General features: G+C 72.1%; 16 protein-coding genes. 10 read left to right on the top strand and 6 right to left on the bottom strand.

The features are described 5' to 3' along the window. Window positions 1-112: 112 nt before the first annotated feature. Window positions 113-847 (bottom strand): ABC transporter permease, encoded by a 735-nt coding sequence (locus ACFUK0_RS26855; protein ID WP_380254567.1) that lies wholly within the window; start codon window positions 845-847, stop codon window positions 113-115. Between the two features lie 41 nt (window positions 848-888). Further along, window positions 889-1,830, bottom strand: a complete 942-nt coding sequence (locus ACFUK0_RS26850) for an ABC transporter ATP-binding protein (protein WP_380254557.1) — start codon at window positions 1,828-1,830, stop codon at window positions 889-891. Between the two features lie 163 nt (window positions 1,831-1,993). On the opposite strand from ACFUK0_RS26850, the gene ACFUK0_RS26845 reads away from it, so the two are divergent. From ACFUK0_RS26845 to ACFUK0_RS26810, 8 genes are all read left to right on the top strand, one after another. Next, on the top strand, window positions 1,994-2,848 hold the full coding sequence (locus ACFUK0_RS26845; RefSeq protein WP_380254565.1) for a helix-turn-helix transcriptional regulator: 855 nt from the start codon (window positions 1,994-1,996) through the stop codon (window positions 2,846-2,848). After that, window positions 2,845-4,260 carry a Fe-S cluster assembly protein SufB gene (gene sufB, locus ACFUK0_RS26840; protein ID WP_380254555.1) on the top strand — a complete coding sequence of 472 codons (1,416 nt, stop codon included), beginning with the start codon at window positions 2,845-2,847 and terminating at the stop codon, window positions 4,258-4,260. Before ACFUK0_RS26845 ends, sufB begins: the two co-directional genes overlap by 4 nt. Before the next feature lie 56 nt (window positions 4,261-4,316). Further along, entirely contained in the window at window positions 4,317-5,549 is a 1,233-nt protein-coding gene (gene sufD / locus ACFUK0_RS26835; RefSeq protein WP_380254553.1) for a Fe-S cluster assembly protein SufD, read from the top strand. Then, a complete protein-coding gene (locus tag ACFUK0_RS26830) occupies window positions 5,549-5,866 on the top strand; it encodes a bifunctional 3-phenylpropionate/cinnamic acid dioxygenase ferredoxin subunit (RefSeq protein ID WP_380254551.1) in 318 nt (105 codons plus the stop codon). The genes sufD and ACFUK0_RS26830 overlap by 1 nt, the downstream gene beginning before the upstream one ends. A gap of 6 nt (window positions 5,867-5,872) precedes the next feature. Then, window positions 5,873-6,637, top strand: a complete 765-nt coding sequence (sufC, locus tag ACFUK0_RS26825) for a Fe-S cluster assembly ATPase SufC (RefSeq protein ID WP_380254549.1) — start codon at window positions 5,873-5,875, stop codon at window positions 6,635-6,637. Window positions 6,638-6,639: 2 nt separating this feature from the next. Beyond that, on the top strand, window positions 6,640-7,926 hold the full coding sequence (locus tag ACFUK0_RS26820; protein ID WP_380254563.1) for a cysteine desulfurase: 1,287 nt from the start codon (window positions 6,640-6,642) through the stop codon (window positions 7,924-7,926). Window positions 7,927-7,949: 23 nt separating this feature from the next. After that, the gene (gene sufU / locus ACFUK0_RS26815; protein ID WP_380254547.1) at window positions 7,950-8,402 is read left to right on the top strand and encodes a Fe-S cluster assembly sulfur transfer protein SufU; all 453 of its coding nucleotides are present in this window, start codon (window positions 7,950-7,952) and stop codon (window positions 8,400-8,402) included. Between the two features lie 121 nt (window positions 8,403-8,523). Then, window positions 8,524-8,853, top strand: coding sequence for a metal-sulfur cluster assembly factor (locus tag ACFUK0_RS26810; RefSeq protein ID WP_031065274.1), 330 nt, complete (start codon window positions 8,524-8,526; stop codon window positions 8,851-8,853). A 91-nt stretch (window positions 8,854-8,944) separates the two neighbouring features. Here ACFUK0_RS26810 and ACFUK0_RS26805 read toward each other — a convergent pair whose 3' ends face one another. From ACFUK0_RS26805 to ACFUK0_RS26795, 3 genes are read right to left on the bottom strand one after another with little or no spacing between them, the layout of a single operon-like run. Continuing rightward, complete coding sequence (locus tag ACFUK0_RS26805; protein WP_380254545.1) at window positions 8,945-9,700, bottom strand: hypothetical protein; 756 nt, start codon at window positions 9,698-9,700, stop codon at window positions 8,945-8,947. Beyond that, entirely contained in the window at window positions 9,697-10,251 is a 555-nt protein-coding gene (locus ACFUK0_RS26800) for a SigE family RNA polymerase sigma factor (RefSeq protein WP_380254543.1), read from the bottom strand. Before ACFUK0_RS26800 ends, ACFUK0_RS26805 begins: the two co-directional genes overlap by 4 nt. Before the next feature lie 58 nt (window positions 10,252-10,309). Beyond that, entirely contained in the window at window positions 10,310-11,659 is a 1,350-nt protein-coding gene (locus ACFUK0_RS26795; protein ID WP_380254541.1) for an MFS transporter, read from the bottom strand. 339 nt (window positions 11,660-11,998) lie between these two features. On the opposite strand from ACFUK0_RS26795, the gene ACFUK0_RS26790 reads away from it, so the two are divergent. Continuing rightward, window positions 11,999-13,684, top strand: a complete 1,686-nt coding sequence (locus ACFUK0_RS26790) for a hypothetical protein (protein ID WP_380254539.1) — start codon at window positions 11,999-12,001, stop codon at window positions 13,682-13,684. Between the two features lie 22 nt (window positions 13,685-13,706). On the opposite strand, the gene ACFUK0_RS26785 is transcribed toward ACFUK0_RS26790, so the two are convergent. Continuing rightward, entirely contained in the window at window positions 13,707-14,150 is a 444-nt protein-coding gene (locus ACFUK0_RS26785) for a VOC family protein (protein WP_380254537.1), read from the bottom strand. A gap of 212 nt (window positions 14,151-14,362) precedes the next feature. Between ACFUK0_RS26785 and ACFUK0_RS26780 the strand changes: the two genes are divergently transcribed. Continuing rightward, window positions 14,363-15,586: a hypothetical protein gene (locus ACFUK0_RS26780; protein ID WP_380254535.1), complete on the top strand. Its 1,224-nt coding sequence runs from the start codon at window positions 14,363-14,365 to the stop codon at window positions 15,584-15,586. The last annotated feature ends 61 nt before the right edge of the window (window positions 15,587-15,647 follow it).

Raw genomic sequence — 15,647 nt, 5'->3', positions numbered from 1 at the left:
CTTGTGCCACAGGCGCGGGGCCCCGCTCCGACGGCGGGGACACGCCCAGCCTACCCGAGGGGGTGCGAACCGCCGGAAGTCCGTGACGGCACGAGTAATGTGAACCCGGCGGCTACTCCCAGCGGAAGAACCGCGCCGCCGCGGCGAGTGCGACCACGGCCCAGGCGGTGAGGACGCCGAGGTCCGACCAGGGGACGCCGGCGCCGTGCTGGAGGACGGAGCGCAGCCCGTCCGAGAGGGCGCTGATCGGGAGGAGCTCCAGCACGCCGCGGACGGCCGACGGGAACCTGGACAGCGGGACGACCACGCCGCCGGCCAGCAGCAGCAGGACGAAGACCAGGTTGGCGGCCGCCAGGGTGGCCTCGGCGCGCAGGGTGCCGGCCATCAGCAGGCCGAGGCCGGAGAACGCGGCGGTGCCGAGTACGAGCAGGGCGGCGACCGCCAGCGCCCCCTGCGGTGTGGCGAGCCCGTGCGGGGACCAGCCGAGGGCGAGCGCGATCACCGAGAGCAGGGCGACCTGGAGGATCTCGGTGACCAGCACGCAGCCGGTCTTCGCGCCGAGCAGGGCCCAGCGGGGCAGCGGGCTGGCGCCGAGGCGCTTGAGGACGCCGTAGCGGCGTTCGAAACCGGTGGCGATGGCCTGGCCGGTGAAGGCGGTGGACATCACGGCGAGCGCGAGCAGGCCGGGCGCGAGGAAGTCGACGCGCTTGCCGGGGCCGTCGGCGGCGACGATGTCGACGGAGCTGAAGAGGACGAGCAGGACGGTCGGGATGACGACCGTCAGCAGCAGCTGCTCGCCGTTGCGCAGCAGCATCTTCGTCTCGAAGGCGGTCTGCGCGAGCAGCATCCGCCCGATCGGGGCCGCGCCGGGCCGGGGGGCGTAGTCGGTCACGAGCGGAGGTCCCGTCCGGTCAGGTCGAGGAAGACGTCTTCGAGGCTGCGGCGCTGCACCGTCAGCCGTTCCGGCAGGACGCCGGAGGCCGCGCACCAGGTGGTGACGGTGGCGAGGAGCTGGGGGTCGACGGCCGCATCGACCCGGTACGAGCCGGGGGCCGTCTCGGTGGCGGCGGCGTCGTCGGGCAGGACCTTGAGCAGCGAGCCGAGGTCGAGGCCGGCCGGGCCGTCGAAGCGCAGGCTGTCCTCGGCGCCGCCGCGGCAGAGCTCGTCGGGGGTGCCGCGGGCGATCACCCGGCCGCGGTCGACGATCGCGACGTCGTCGGCGAGCTGTTCGGCCTCGTCCATGTGGTGGGTGGTGACGACGACGGTGACGCCGTCCCTGCGCAGGTCGCGGACGAGGTCCCAGGTGGCCCGGCGGGCCTGCGGGTCGAGGCCGGCGGTGGGCTCGTCCAGGAAGACGAGTTCGGGGCGGCCGACGACGGCCATGGCGAGTGCGAGGCGCTGCTGCTGGCCGCCGGAGAGGCGGCGGTAGGTGGTGCGGCCGCAGGAGCCGAGCCCGAGGCGCTCGACGAGTTCGGGGACGTCCAGCGGGTCGGCGTGCAGCCTGGCGGTGTGCTGGAGCATCTCGACGGCGCGCGCTCCGGCGTACACGCCGCCGGCCTGGAGCATCACGCCGATCCGGGGGCGCAGTCGCGCGCTGTCCGCCTGCGGGTCGAGGCCGAGGACGCGGACGGTGCCCGCGTCGGGGCGGCGGTAGCCCTCGCAGGTCTCGACGGCGGTGGTCTTGCCGGCGCCGTTGGGGCCGAGCACGGCGGTGACGCCGCCGCGCGCGATGACGAGGTCGAGGCCGTCCACGGCTCGTTTGTCGCCGTAGTGCTTGACCAGTCCGGTGATCTCGACTGCCGGCTCCGGACGGGCGGGGTCTGCGTGCATACCGGCGAGTCTAGGAGGCCCGCACGGGCGGCCCGCACGGCGCCTCCGTGATCGTTTTCCCAGGTCAGGTAAGGCTTACCTGCGTGACTTATTCCACCCGTGAGGCGTGGATCACGGCTTGTCGTTCCGGAAGTAATTACGCAACACTGGTGTTGTGAAAAACATGCGGGAGCGGAACCAGCAGCAGGAGGCCGAGTCGGCCCCCGGTTGTGCCGTGCCCGAAACGGCGGCCGAGGTGCTGCTGGAGGGCCATCGGGCCACCCGTGACCGGGTCGCCCGTTCGATTCTCGACCACGGCCCCTCCTCCGCCGCCGACCTGGCGACCCGGCTCGGCCTCACGGCCGCCGCCGTCCGCCGCCACCTCGACAGCCTGGCGGCCGCCGGGCTGGTCGAGTCCCGCGAGCAGCGGGTCTACGGCAGCCGGGGCCGAGGCCGTCCGGCCAGGGTCTTCGGTCTGACCGACTCCGGCCGGGACGCCTTCTACCAGGCGTACGACCAGCTCGCCGCCGACGCACTGCGCTGGATCTCCGACGCGGTGGGTGGCGGCAAGGCCGGCGAGGAGGCGGTCACCGCCTTCGCCCGGGCCCGTTTCGGCAGGCAGGGCGAGAAGTACCTCGACGCGCTGGACCAGGCCTCGGCCGGCCAGCGCACGGAGGCGCTCGCCCAGGTGCTGAGCGCCGACGGGTACGCTGCCACCGTGCGGCGGGTGCCGCCCGCGGCGAGTTCCAAGACGCCGGCGGGCGCGCAGCTCTGCCAGCACCACTGCCCGGTCGCGCACATCGCCGAGCAGTTCCCCCAGCTGTGCGAGGCGGAGACCGAGTTCTTCTCCCAGCTGCTGGGCACCCACGTACAACGGCTGGCCACGATCGCCCACGGCGACGGGGTCTGCACCACCTATGTGCCGGCATCCGGTGCCGCACCGTCGCCCGCGAAGCCGCAGGCGCCCGGTGCAGTGCCGACTGCCGGTACGCCATCCACTGATCCGGAACCTGCGTCCGCGCGGAGGGACCTCGCATGACTGACATCGTTTCGCACCCGGAGCTCGAAGGCCTGGGCACCTACGAGTACGGCTGGTCGGACCCGGACGCGGCCGGTGCCGCGGCCAAGCGCGGCCTCAGCGAAGAGGTCGTCCGCGACATCTCCTCGAAGAAGTCCGAGACCGAGTGGATGCTGAACCTGCGGCTCAAGGGCCTCAAGCTGTTCGGCAAGAAGCCCATGCCGACCTGGGGCTCCGACCTGACCGGCATCGACTTCGACAACATCAAGTACTTCGTGCGCTCGACCGAGAAGCAGGCGGAGTCCTGGGAGGACCTGCCCGCCGACATCAAGGCGACGTACGACAAGCTGGGCATCCCGGAGGCGGAGAAGCAGCGCCTGGTCGCCGGTGTCGCCGCGCAGTACGAGTCCGAGGTGGTCTACCACCAGATCAACGAAGAGCTCGAGGCTCAGGGTGTGATCTTCATGGACACGGACACCGCGCTCAAGGAGCACCCGGAGATCTTCCACGAGTACTTCGGCACCGTCATCCCGGCCGGCGACAACAAGTTCGCCGCGCTGAACACGGCGGTCTGGTCCGGCGGCTCGTTCATCTACGTGCCGAAGGGCGTGCACGTCGAGATCCCGCTGCAGGCCTACTTCCGGATCAACACCGAGAACATGGGCCAGTTCGAGCGGACGCTGATCATCGTCGACGAGGACGCCTACGTCCACTACGTCGAGGGCTGCACCGCGCCGATCTACTCCTCGGACTCGCTGCACAGCGCCGTGGTCGAGATCATCGTGAAGAAGGGCGGCCGCTGCCGCTACACGACGATCCAGAACTGGTCGAACAACGTCTACAACCTGGTCACCAAGCGCGCCGTGGCGTACGAGGGCGCGACCATGGAGTGGGTCGACGGCAACATCGGCTCCAAGGTCACCATGAAGTACCCGGCCGTCTACCTGATGGGCGAGCACGCCAAGGGCGAGACGCTGTCGATCGCCTTCGCGGGCGAGGGCCAGCACCAGGACGCCGGCGCCAAGATGGTGCACATGGCGCCGAACACCTCCTCCAACATCGTCTCCAAGTCGGTGGCCCGGGGCGGCGGCCGGACGTCCTACCGCGGTCTGATCGAGATCGGCGAGGGCTCCAAGGGCGCGAAGTCCAACGTGCTCTGCGACGCGCTGCTGGTCGACACGATCTCCCGGTCGGACACCTACCCGTACGTGGACGTCCGCGAGGACGACGTGTCGATGGGCCACGAGGCGACGGTCTCCAAGGTCAGCGAGGACCAGCTCTTCTACCTGATGAGCCGCGGCATGACGGAGTTCGAGGCGATGGCGATGATCGTCCGCGGCTTCGTCGAGCCGATCGCCCGTGAGCTCCCGATGGAGTACGCGCTGGAGCTGAACCGGCTGATCGAGCTGCAGATGGAAGGCTCCGTCGGCTGACACCGGCCGTACGCAGTCCAGTCGAGAACTTTCAGGAAGAGAGCACCACGACAGCCATGGCTGACAGCAACAACAGCACCGGCTCCACGACCGCCGGGTCCATCGAGGTCGGCACGTCCGGCGCCGGCGAGCAGCTGGCCGGCCCCGGCACCGGCCGCGCGACCGTCCAGCAGCCGATCGACGCCCGCGTCGCGGTCAAGCCGTCGTTCGACGTGAACGACTTCCCGGTGCCCACCGGCCGCGAGGAGGACTGGCGGTTCACCCCGCTGCACCGCCTCCTCGGCCTGCACGACGGCACCGCGGCCGCGAACGCGACCGGCCAGGACAAGGTCGAGTTCGCCCTGCCGGAGGGCGTCACCGCCGAGACCGTCGGCCGCGACGACGCCCGCCTGGGCCTCGCCGGCAAGCCGGTCGACCGGGTCGCCGCACAGGCGTACAGCTCGTTCGAGCAGGCGCTGGTCGTCACCGTCCCCAAGGACGCGGTCCTCACCGAGCCGGTGAGGATCGACGTGCACGGCGAGGGCGGCACCCGCTTCGCCCACGTCGTGATCGACGTCAAGCCGTTCGCCGAGGCCGTCGTGGTGATCAACCACACCGGCACCGGCACCCGCGCCGCCAACGTCGAGCTGCTGGTCGGCGACGGCGCGAAGCTCACCTTCGTGTCCGTCCAGGACTGGGACCGCGAAGCGGTGCACACCGCCCAGCAGACCGCCCTGGTCGGCCGGGACGCCTCGTTCAAGTCCGTCGTGGTCACCTTCGGCGGCGACGTCGTCCGGATCCACCCCCGCGTCACCTACGCCGCCCCCGGCGGCGAGGCCGAGCTGTTCGGCCTGTACTTCGCGGACGCCGGGCAGCACCTGGAGCACCGTCTGGTCATCGACCACGACACCCCGCACTGCCGCTCCAACGTGGTCTACAAGGGCGCCCTGCAGGGCAAGGACGCGCACGCGGTCTGGGTCGGCGACGTGCTGATCCGCGCCGCCGCCGAGGGCACCGACACGTACGAGCTCAACCGCAACCTGGTGCTCACCGACGGCGCCCGGGTCGACTCGATCCCGAACCTGGAGATCGAGACCGGCGAGATCGTCGGCGCCGGCCACGCCTCGGCGACCGGCCGCTTCGACGACGAGCAGCTCTTCTACCTGCAGTCCCGCGGCCTCCCGGCCGACGAGGCCCGGCGCCTGGTGGTCCGCGGTTTCTTCGCCGAGCTGGTCCAGCAGATCGGTGTCCCGGAGATCCAGGACCACCTGCTGGAGAAGATCGAAGCCGAGCTGGAAGCGAACGTCTGATGAGCTTTCTCCGTGCCTGCTCGCTGGGCGAACTCGCGGAGGACGAGCCCAAGCGGGTGGAGCTCAACGGCGTTCCGGTCGCCATCGTCCGCACCGAGGGCGAGGTGTTCGCGATCAACGACATCTGCTCGCACGCGAACGTGTCGCTCTCCGAGGGCGAGGTCGAGGACTGCATGATCGAGTGCTGGCTGCACGGCTCCAGCTTCGACCTGCGCTCCGGCAAGCCCTCGGGCCTGCCCGCGACCAAGCCGGTCCCTGTCTACCCCGTAAAGATCGAAGGGGACGATGTGCTCGTCTCCGTCAACCAGGAGTCCTGAGTCCCCATGGCAACGCTTGAAATCCGTGACCTGCACGTCTCCGTCGAGGCCGAGGCCGGCCCGCGCGAGATCCTCCGCGGCGTCGACCTCACCGTGAAGCAGGGCGAGACCCACGCGATCATGGGTCCGAACGGCTCCGGCAAGTCGACCCTCGCGTACTCGCTGGCCGGTCACCCGAAGTACACCGTCACCAGCGGCTCGGTGCTGCTGGACGGCGAGAACGTGCTGGACATGACCGTCGACGAGCGCGCCCGCGCCGGCGTCTTCCTCGCCATGCAGTACCCGGTCGAGGTCCCCGGCGTCTCGGTCTCCAACTTCCTGCGCACGGCGGCCACGGCCGTCCGCGGCGAGGCCCCCAAGCTGCGGCTCTGGGTCAAGGAGGTCAAGGAGGCCATGGCGGCTCTGCACATGGACCCGGCCTTCGCCGAGCGCAACGTCAACGAGGGCTTCTCCGGCGGCGAGAAGAAGCGCCACGAGATCCTCCAGCTGGAGCTGCTCAAGCCGAAGATCGCGATCCTCGACGAGACCGACTCCGGCCTGGACGTCGACGCGCTGCGCCAGGTCTCCGAGGGCATCAACCGGGTCGCCTCCTCCGGCGAGGTCGGCACCCTGCTGGTGACGCACTACACCCGCATCCTCAAGTACATCAAGCCGGACTACGTCCACGTCTTCTCGGCCGGCCGCATCGTCGAGTCCGGCGGCGCGGAGCTGGCCGACAAGCTGGAGAACGAGGGCTACGCGTCCTACGTGAAGGGTGGCGCTTCCGAGTGACAATCGATTCTGGCTCGGCGCGTGCGCTGACCGGTCCGCTGGCCGCGGCTCAGGAGTTCGGCGACGCGATCCGCAAGGACTTCCCGATCCTGCAGCGCGTGCTGCACGACGGCAAGCCGCTCGTCTACCTCGACAACGCGGCCACCTCGCAGAAGCCCCGGCAGGTGCTGGACGCGCTGAACGCTTACTACGAGCGGCACAACGCCAACGTGCACCGGGGTGTCCACGTCCTGGCCGAGGAGGCCACGGCGCTCTACGAGGGTGCGCGTGACAAGGTCGCCGCGTTCATCAACGCGCCGAGCCGGGACGAGGTGATCTTCACCAAGAACGCCTCGGAGTCACTCAACCTGGTCGCCAACATGCTCGGCTGGGCCGACGAGCCCTACCGGGTCGACGCGGACGCCGAGATCGTCATCACGGAGATGGAGCACCACTCCAACATCGTGCCGTGGCAGCTGCTCTCGCAGCGCACCGGCGCGAAGCTGAAGTGGTTCGGCCTCACCGACGAGGGCCGGCTCGACCTGTCCAACCTGGACGAGCTGATCACCGAGCAGACGAAGATCGTCTCCTTCACGCTGGTCTCCAACCTGCTGGGCACCGTCAACCCGGTCGAGGCGATCGTCCGCCGCGCCCAGGCGGTCGGCGCCCTGGTGCTGATCGACGCCTCGCAGGCGGCCCCGCACATGGTCGTGGACGTCCAGGCGCTGGAGGCCGACTTCGTCGCCTTCACCGGCCACAAGATGCTCGGCCCGACCGGCATCGGCGTGCTCTGGGGCCGGCAGGAGCTCCTGGAGGACCTCCCGCCGTTCCTCGGCGGCGGCGAGATGATCGAGACCGTCACGATGGGCTCGTCCACCTACGCCCCGGCGCCGCACAAGTTCGAGGCGGGCACCCCGCCGATCGCGCAGGCGGTCGGTCTCGGCGCGGCCATCGACTACCTGTCGGCGATCGGCATGGACCGCATCGCCGAGCACGAGCACGCGATCACCGAGTACGCCGTCGAGCGGCTGCTGGAGGTCCCGGACCTGCGGATCATCGGCCCCCGTACGGCGGTCGACCGCGGTGCGGCGATCTCCTTCGTGCTGGGCGACATCCACCCGCACGACGTGGGCCAGGTGCTGGACGAGCAGGGCATCGCCGTGCGCGTCGGCCACCACTGCGCGCGGCCGGTCTGCCTGCGGTACGGAATTCCGGCGACCACGCGGGCGTCGTTCTACCTGTACTCGACGCCGGCCGATGTCGATGCGCTCATCGACGGCCTGCACCACGTCCGGAACTTCTTCGGCTGAGGCATCGGAAGGGAGCCGCGGGCATGAAGCTCGACTCCATGTACCAGGAGATCATCCTGGACCACTACCGCAACCCCCACGGCAAGGGGCTGCGCGACGGCGACGCCGAGGTGCACCACGTCAACCCGACCTGCGGTGACGAGATCACCCTGCGCGTCCGGCTCGACGGCTCGACCGTCGCGGACATCAGCTACGAGTCCCAGGGCTGCTCGATCAGCCAGGCCAGCGCCTCGGTGCTGAACGACCTGGTGGTCGGCAAGAGCGTCGGCGAGGGCCAGGCCATCCAGGAGGCCTTCCTCGCGCTGATGCAGAGCAAGGGCCAGGGCGAGGGCGACGAGGAGGTGCTGGAGGACGCGGTCGCGTTCGCCGGCGTCTCCAAGTACCCGGCCCGGGTGAAGTGCGCATTGCTGAGCTGGATGGCCTGGAAGGACGCCACCGCCCAGGCACTCGCCCAGCACCCCGCCGTCAACGACTGAAGCAGAAGAGGAGGACACACGTATGAGCGACACCGAGACCAGCACCACTGCCCCGGAAGAGGCCTCCCCGGCTGCCGAGGCCGTACCCACCCAGGCCGTGTCGACCGAGGGCCCGACCGTCATCGTCGGCACCACCGCGGGCACCGTCTCCGTCGAGGACCTCACCGAGGCCCTGATGGACGTCGTCGACCCCGAGCTGGGCATCGACGTGGTCAACCTGGGCCTGATCTACGGCATCCACATCGACGAGTCCGACGTGGCCACCATCGACATGACGCTCACCTCGGCGGCCTGCCCGCTGACCGACGTCATCGAGGACCAGGCGAAGACCGCCACCGACGGCCTCGTCCAGGACCTGCGGATCAACTGGGTCTGGATGCCGCCGTGGGGCCCGGACAAGATCACCGACGACGGCCGCGACCAGCTCCGCGCGCTCGGCTTCAACGTCTGAGAGCCGGACACAGCACCGTACGACACTGCCGCGTGGACCTCCTGGTCCACGCGGCAGTGTCGTGTCCGCCCCCGGCGGGCCGGGGACGGACTCACAGCCCGGCGAGCAGCCGGCCCTCGGCGTCGTAGGCCGTGAACGCGATCGTCGAGGGCCGGGACTGCGGGGTCGGCGGGGCCGTGCCGGGCTGGCTGTCCGGCAGTACGAAGTAGTACGCCACCCAGCCGTCCATGCCCGGCGTGGTCACGATCGTGGCCAGGGTCTCGACCCCGCGATCGGTCGCCACGATCCGGGCCGGCGGCGTCCGGCCGAGGTAGATGCCGGTGAACAGCGCATGTTCGCCATGGAGCCAGGCCGACTGGCCGGCGAGGATCGGCGGCCGGTCCCGGCGGCCGGCGGCGGGCCCCTGCAGGTTGTCGCTGTCGGAGTCCCGGCAGTCGGTGCTCGGCTCGGAGCCGGGCTCCTGTGTGGAGGTGCACTTCTCCGTGGCGGTGACCCACATCTCCAGGCCGTCGTAGACCGTGAACCGCTCCCCGGGTGCGACGGCCCGTACCGGGGAGAGCGCGGTCGCATGCGTGGCGGAGGGCGAGGGCGGGCTCTTCTGGGAGGGGGACGCTGCGGCGGTGGCCGGTGGCGCCGCGACGGTCAGCGGCGACTGCCGGCCGGCGGGCCCGTGGGCGTCGACGGTGACGGCGGCCGCCACCGCGACCACCAGCGTGGCGGCTGCGGCCGCCACCGTCCGCCGGGTGCGTCTGCGCCGGGCCCGGCGGATGACCACGGCCGGGTCGATCCCGGCCCGGTCGGTGTCCTCGTAGTCCAGCAGCTCACCGAGCTGCTTGTCGAAGCTCATACGCTCACCTCGCTCTTGGTACAGGGATCGGCGCTCTCGGACGGGAGGCGGCCGAGGAGGTCCGGAAAGGCGCGCAGTTTGGCCAGGGCCCGGTGCAGGGTGCTCTTGACCGTGCCGAGTGCGATGCCCAGTTCGGCGGCGATCTGGGCCTCGCTCAGGTCGCCGTAGTAGCGCAGCACGACGACCGTGCGCTCCCGTACCGTCAACCGGGCAAGCGCACCGAGGACGAGGCTGCGCTGGGCATGCCGTTCGGTCATGTCCTCGGGGTCGGCCTCCTCCAGCCTCAGCTCGGAGGGCAGTTCGCGGTTGCGCAGGCGTCGCCACCAGTCGCGGTGCTGGTTGACCACGATGCGCCGGACGTATGCGGTGGGATCGTCGGCCGTGATCCGGTGCCACTGCGGGTACGCCCGCTCCAATGCGGACTGCACGAGGTCGGCCGCCCGGTGCGGATCACCGGTCAGCAGCTCGGCCAGCCGGACGAGCTGCCGCCCCTTCGACACCACGAACGCGCTGAAATCGGCGTCCAGGCTCTGTCTCTGTTTTCGTTTCACACCCTTCTGACTCCTCGGCCCGGGCGGAAGGTTCTGTCGCCCGGGCCGGCGTCTTCGGTCAGGCCGGTCCGCGGCCCCGGCGCAGGACGCCCGCGGCGAGGGCCACGCAGGCCAGTCCTGCCACGGCGGCGAAGCCGCTGACGGCGGGCAGCAGGCCGTAGTGCTGGGTGAGGGCGCCGACCGCGACGATCGGCAGGGAGCTGCCCAGGTAGACGATCACCCACAGGGTGCTCAGCTCGCTGCCCCGGCGCTCCGGGTCCATCGCGGCGACCGCGCCGGTGAACAGCGAGCGGAAGGCGACGCCCTGGCAGGCGCCGCCGAGCACGCTGCCGATGAACATCAGGGCCGGCGTCCCGGTGTACTGCGCGGTGACGACCAGCGCGAGGCCGGCGGCCAGGCCGGTCATGCCGAGGGCGATCACCAGCCGGTCCGAGGTCGGCGGGACGAGCAGCTGCACGGCGGCCGAGGAGCCGAGCAGCAGGGCCGCGACCACCGCGCCGGTCAGGTGCGAGTCGGTGTGCAGCAGCTTCGCGGAGAACGCGGGCGCCAGGCTGAGGTAGACGCCGAAGACCGCGTACGAGACGAACCCGGCCCCGGCGGCGAGCAGGAACTCCCGGCGCCCGCGCGCGGGCAGCGCGAGCCGGCGGGGGCGCAGGTGGGCGGGGGTGGTGATGCGCGGCGGGGAGGCCGGGGGGCGGCGGCGTCCGGGCATCCGGGGGTGCACCAGGGCGAGCGGCACGCACAGCGCCAGCAGCGCGACGGCGTGCACCAGGAACGGCGTGAGCAGCGGGTTCGTACCGCCGGACAGGGTGGCGCCGACGACCGGGCCGATCGCGACGCCGCCCGCCGAGCAGGCGAGGGTGAGCTTGGCGGCCAGGGTCGGGCGGTCGGGCAGCAGGTCGCCGAGGGCGGCCCCGGCGGCGCCGGTGGACAGGCCCACGGCGACGCCCTGGACGGCGCGCCCGGCGGCGAGCTGCCAGAAGCTGCCGGCGGTGGCGAAGACGGCGTCCCCGACGGCGGCCAGCGCCACGGCGGGCAGGATCAGCGCGCGCCGTCCGAGCAGGTCGGACCAGTGGCCGACGGCGGCGAGGACGGGCACCAGCGCGAAGACGTACACGGTGAACAGCACCGTGGTGTCCAGCGGGGTCAGGCCGAGGCGCTGCTGCAGGTAGGGGTAGATCGGGGTGGCCAGGTTGGCGCCGATCAGCAGGAGCAGGAGTGCGGCACCGCAGAGGCCGACGCGGATGCCGCGGACGGCGTTCCAGCGGCTGACGGCGGCGAGCCGGAGCTGAGTGCGCGGGGCGAGCTCCGGCGGGAGCAAGGCCTCCGAGAGCCGGCGGCCGCCGCTCTGCCGCCCGGAGAAGGGCGAGGAGGGCAGGCCGGAGCCGGCAGGGAAGAGGTCCGCCATGGTCAGGGGTCTCCTGTGGCCGGGCACCACCATGGGTCGGCGGGGTGTGCCGATGCGCCCGTCCTGCGGCGCTCTGGTGGTGGCCTCGGTGCGGGGCTCCCTGGCGGAGCGGGTGTGCTGGGCTGTGGTGACTGCGGTGGGCTTCGTCGCCCGGGGCGCGCGCGGGGTTGTGCGCAGCGCTCGTCGAAGGATACGTGCTCGGCGCACGCCGCGGCGCGCGCCCCGGGCGGCGGGGCATCAGTGCGGCCCGGCAGATACGCTGAGCCAGTAGGCCGGTACACGGCGCTCACTCCGTGCACCGCTTGGCTGACAGGTCTCTGTAGGGAGAACGCGCACACCATGGCCGGACGACGCCGCAGTAATTCTGACAATCCGTCGGCGACCGGGCCCGGCGAGCGCCCCGCCGAGAGCCTGCTCCCGGCCGACTTCGCCCTGGAGGACCTCTACGGGGCCTTCGCCGCGCACGGGACGGACGACGAGGACCTCGACGACGCCGCGGTGCTGGTGCCCCCGATCCGGCTGCCGTCGGAGGAGGTGCTGGCCGGGCAGGCGCTGGCCGTCCCGCTGTTGGCCCACGCGCTGAAGCTGGCCCGCTGGGTCGCCCCGCACCGCCCGGTGGACGAGTTCGGCGACCTGACCGAGGCCGACCGCGAACCGGCCGCCCGGCTGCTGGGCCTCGTCCCGGCCCCGGGCGCGGCCGGCGCCCCGGGCGCCGACGGCGACACCGACGCGGACGAGGTCGCCGAGGAGGCCGTGATCGAGGCCATGCGGGCCTGGTCGCTGGCCTGCGACCTGGACCTGGTCGAGATCGGCACCACCGCGGCCGGCGAGCACGTGGCCATCCCCGGACCGGATCTGGAGCCCGCCGAGGAGGGCGATCCGGAGACCGTCCTGGAGCTGTGGCTGACCGCCGCCGGGATCGTCCGCGAGCTCGCGGCCGAGGCCGACTCGCTGCCCGCCGAGGACGAGGACGGCGGGGACGCCGACCGCACGGACGAGGAGGCGGAGGCGGCCGAGGCCCGGCTGGCCGAGGTCGAGGAGGCCCGCGACGAGGCCGCCGAGCTGCTCGACGAGGCGCTCCAGGTGCTCTACGAGACCACGGCCTTCGCCGAGCCCGACGACGAGACCGTGCCGCTGGGTGTGCTGGCCGCGCTGCTGGTCGTCCCCGAGGGGGAGGAGCCGAGCGAGGCCCTGCTCGGGGACATCACCGATGTGATGGTCTCGCTGGACCCGATGCTCGCCGACCTCGCCGAACTCGGCCTGCTCGACTACCGCCCGATCGACCCCGACCTCTTCGACGAGGAGGAGGACACGGCGGCGGCGCCCCCGGCCGCCGACGAGCCGCTGGACGACGAGGAGTCGGCCCGCTTCGGCCTCGTCCGGCTGACGCCGCTCGGCGTGTACGCCGTCCGGCAGTGGCTGCTGGAGGACGGGTACGACGCCCCGCTCATCGGTGAGCTCGCCCAGGGCGACGCGGCGGAGCTGCTGAGCGCCGTCTCCGAGTCGTCCAACGTGCTGCCCGAGGAGGAGATCCGCGAGTGGGTGAAGGGGCGCGAGCCCGTCCAGGCGGCGCGTGAACTGCTGGACGCGGCGCGCGGCAGTGATGCGTACGCCCCGCTGCGGCGGCTGCTCTGCTGGGTGGCCATGGAGGAGCTGGGCCGGCCGTCCGAGCCCGCCGCCCGCGAGGTGTTCGACGACCCGGAGCTGGGCGGCGGCGCACGGGCCTTCCTGACCGGCCTGGGTGTCCCGGACGTACCGGCCCCGGAGCGCCCGATGGCGCTCTGGCTGGTGGTCGACACCTTCGCGGCCCACCTGATCGACAGCGCCGGCGACGCCGGAACGCTGCGCGAGCTGATCGCGGGGCTGCCGGTGACCGACAACCCCGCCAGCTACTTCGGCGAGCTGTGGCGGGTCGACCACCCGGCAACGGCGGACGTCCTGGACGCGGTCGGGGAGCTGCACCTGGACCGGAAGGTCGCCAAGGAGGCCCGCAAGGCCTCGTTCAAGGCGCGCTCGAAGAACTAGGGCACTGCTGCGGTGGGGCCGGCTAGGGCAGATCCAGCTGGCCGGCCCCGGTGAAGGGGAAGAACGGGTTGTGGGCGAGCTCCCACAGGTGGCCGTCCGGGTCCTCGAAGTAGCCGGAGTAGCCGCCCCAGGAGGTCGCCGCCGGCGGCTTGACCACCGTGGCACCGGCCTCGACGGCCACCCGCAGCGCGCCGTCGACCTTTTCGGGTGACTCCAGGTTTACGGCCAGGGTCACTCCTCGGAAGGACGGCTCACCGGTGGCCGGGATGCCCGCGTCGGCGGCCAGCGCCTCGTACGGGAAGAGGCCGAGCACGGAGTCGGCGGTGCGGAACCAGATGATCTCGGGGCTGGACACGGACGAGCGGCGCCAGCCGAGCCGCTCGTAGAAACCGGCGCTGCGCCCCAGGTCGGACACCCCGAGGGTGACGATGCTGATGCGGGCCGGGAACTCGTCGGTTGCTGTCATGGCGCCCAGCGTAGGCAAGGCTACTGACACGGCGGGCCGGACGTGGCCGGGTCGCCGATCTGGCAACCGTACGAGGGAAGCTGATGGCTCAGCAGGTCGGGCCGTCGTATCGTTGGGCGGACGCCGCGCGGGCGGCGCTCCGAAGCCCGGCCCGCGGACGGCGGACGGAGGCAACGGGTGAGCACGGCGAGTACGCGGGGGTGCGGCAGAGCATGATGAGAGAGAGCGGGAGCAGGCCCCAGGATCCGGACGACCTCTACGCCGGCCAGGAGGCGTTCTCCCGTCGGACGATCGCCGAGGTGGACTTCCCCGTCTACGGGGTGGAGCGGGCAGCGCAGCCGGCGGGCGCACTCCGCGTCGGCCCGGCGCGCACGGACGGGAGCACGCCCCCGCAGGCCGGTACGCACCTGGACAGCGGGCCCGTCGACAGCGACGCCCTCGCCGCCTTCGAGAGCTGCAACGGCGAACTCAGCTGGGTGGAGGTGCGCTCCGGTGACTGGACGTCCGTCGAGGGCCCGTACGTCAGCGTGCGCACCTACCGGCCCGGCGCCGAGCGCATCGAGGCGCTGCCCGAGCTGGAGGACGTGGTCGAGGACGAGCGCGACCGCGTCTACGAGCAGCTCGGCATCGACGAGGGCGACGGCCCCGGCAAGGTCCGGGCGCTGCGCGAGTGGATCACCGTCGAGGGCGAGCCCAGGGCGGTGCAGATCCACGAGGACCGCCGCCCCGAGAGCGCCGCGGACCGCGAGCCCGGCGCCGTCTGGGCCGGCCGGCTGCGGGTCGACGGGCTGACCGTGACGGTCTGCGGCCGCGGCGTGCCGCCCGGCGGTGTGGAACTCACCCGGATCGAGGACTTCGAGCGCTACATCCTCGGCCGCACCGACCTGATGCGCCAGCTCGCCGCCCGGCGCGGCCGGCAGGTGCCCGTCGAGGAGCGCGAACTCGCCCCCGTCGCCGGGCTGGAGGCGCACCGGGTGCTGGTCGAGCACAGCATCGCCGAGTCCCTCGCGATCGAGGCGCAGGTCCGGGCCCGGCGCACCCCGCGGCTGCCCCGCCGGCTGCGCGGCGACACCGGCGCCGTCCGCTGGGAGGCCGCCGTGCGCCAGCAGATGAAGCTGGCCTCGGAGACCCGGGAGGAGGCCGGCGAGGCGGTGACCGCGATGGTCAACCACCTGAACCGGCTGGCCCAGAACACCGACTGGGTGGTCGGCACCCCGGACGGCCGGGACGCGGTGGAGGAGGTCATCCGCTACACCGTCTTCGCGAGCGAGGTGTCCAGCCTGCCCGCCCAGCGGGCCTGGGAACAGCTCTGGACGGGCCGGCCGCCGGGCGGCGCGGACGACGAGGAGCGCAGCACCGGCTCGGTCCGGAGGCTGGGCGAGCAGGTCTGGCTGTCGGCCTGGGAGCAGTGGCGCCTGGAGCGCTCGGTGCGCTGACGGCGCGGCAGGACGCCGGCGATATCCGGTCGTGGGGCAAAGTGATGGTCATGTATTCGGA

Origin of the sequence: Kitasatospora sp. NPDC057223, assembly GCF_042669755.1 — a bacterium.
Lineage (GTDB): Bacteria > Actinomycetota > Actinomycetes > Streptomycetales > Streptomycetaceae > Kitasatospora.
Note: the sequence above shows the minus strand (reverse complement) of the source record. Positions and strands in the feature narration are given on the sequence as shown.

What these genes read in the sequence shown, in the direction of transcription:
- ACFUK0_RS26795 (WP_380254541.1), bottom strand. Translation starts at nt 11,659, where the DNA reads ATGGCGGACCTCTTCCCTGCCGGCTCCGGCCTGCCCTCCTCGCCCTTC.
- ACFUK0_RS26785 (WP_380254537.1), bottom strand. Translation starts at nt 14,150, where the DNA reads ATGACAGCAACCGACGAGTTCCCGGCCCGCATCAGCATCGTCACCCTC.
- ACFUK0_RS26805 (WP_380254545.1), bottom strand. Translation starts at nt 9,700, where the DNA reads ATGAGCTTCGACAAGCAGCTCGGTGAGCTGCTGGACTACGAGGACACC.
- sufU (WP_380254547.1), top strand. Translation starts at nt 7,950, where the DNA reads ATGAAGCTCGACTCCATGTACCAGGAGATCATCCTGGACCACTACCGC.
- ACFUK0_RS26830 (WP_380254551.1), top strand. Translation starts at nt 5,549, where the DNA reads ATGAGCTTTCTCCGTGCCTGCTCGCTGGGCGAACTCGCGGAGGACGAG.
- ACFUK0_RS26780 (WP_380254535.1), top strand. Translation starts at nt 14,363, where the DNA reads ATGATGAGAGAGAGCGGGAGCAGGCCCCAGGATCCGGACGACCTCTAC.
- ACFUK0_RS26845 (WP_380254565.1), top strand. Translation starts at nt 1,994, where the DNA reads ATGCGGGAGCGGAACCAGCAGCAGGAGGCCGAGTCGGCCCCCGGTTGT.
- ACFUK0_RS26850 (WP_380254557.1), bottom strand. Translation starts at nt 1,830, where the DNA reads ATGCACGCAGACCCCGCCCGTCCGGAGCCGGCAGTCGAGATCACCGGA.
- ACFUK0_RS26855 (WP_380254567.1), bottom strand. Translation starts at nt 847, where the DNA reads ATGCTGCTCGCGCAGACCGCCTTCGAGACGAAGATGCTGCTGCGCAAC.
- sufB (WP_380254555.1), top strand. Translation starts at nt 2,845, where the DNA reads ATGACTGACATCGTTTCGCACCCGGAGCTCGAAGGCCTGGGCACCTAC.
- sufC (WP_380254549.1), top strand. Translation starts at nt 5,873, where the DNA reads ATGGCAACGCTTGAAATCCGTGACCTGCACGTCTCCGTCGAGGCCGAG.
- ACFUK0_RS26790 (WP_380254539.1), top strand. Translation starts at nt 11,999, where the DNA reads ATGGCCGGACGACGCCGCAGTAATTCTGACAATCCGTCGGCGACCGGG.
- sufD (WP_380254553.1), top strand. Translation starts at nt 4,317, where the DNA reads ATGGCTGACAGCAACAACAGCACCGGCTCCACGACCGCCGGGTCCATC.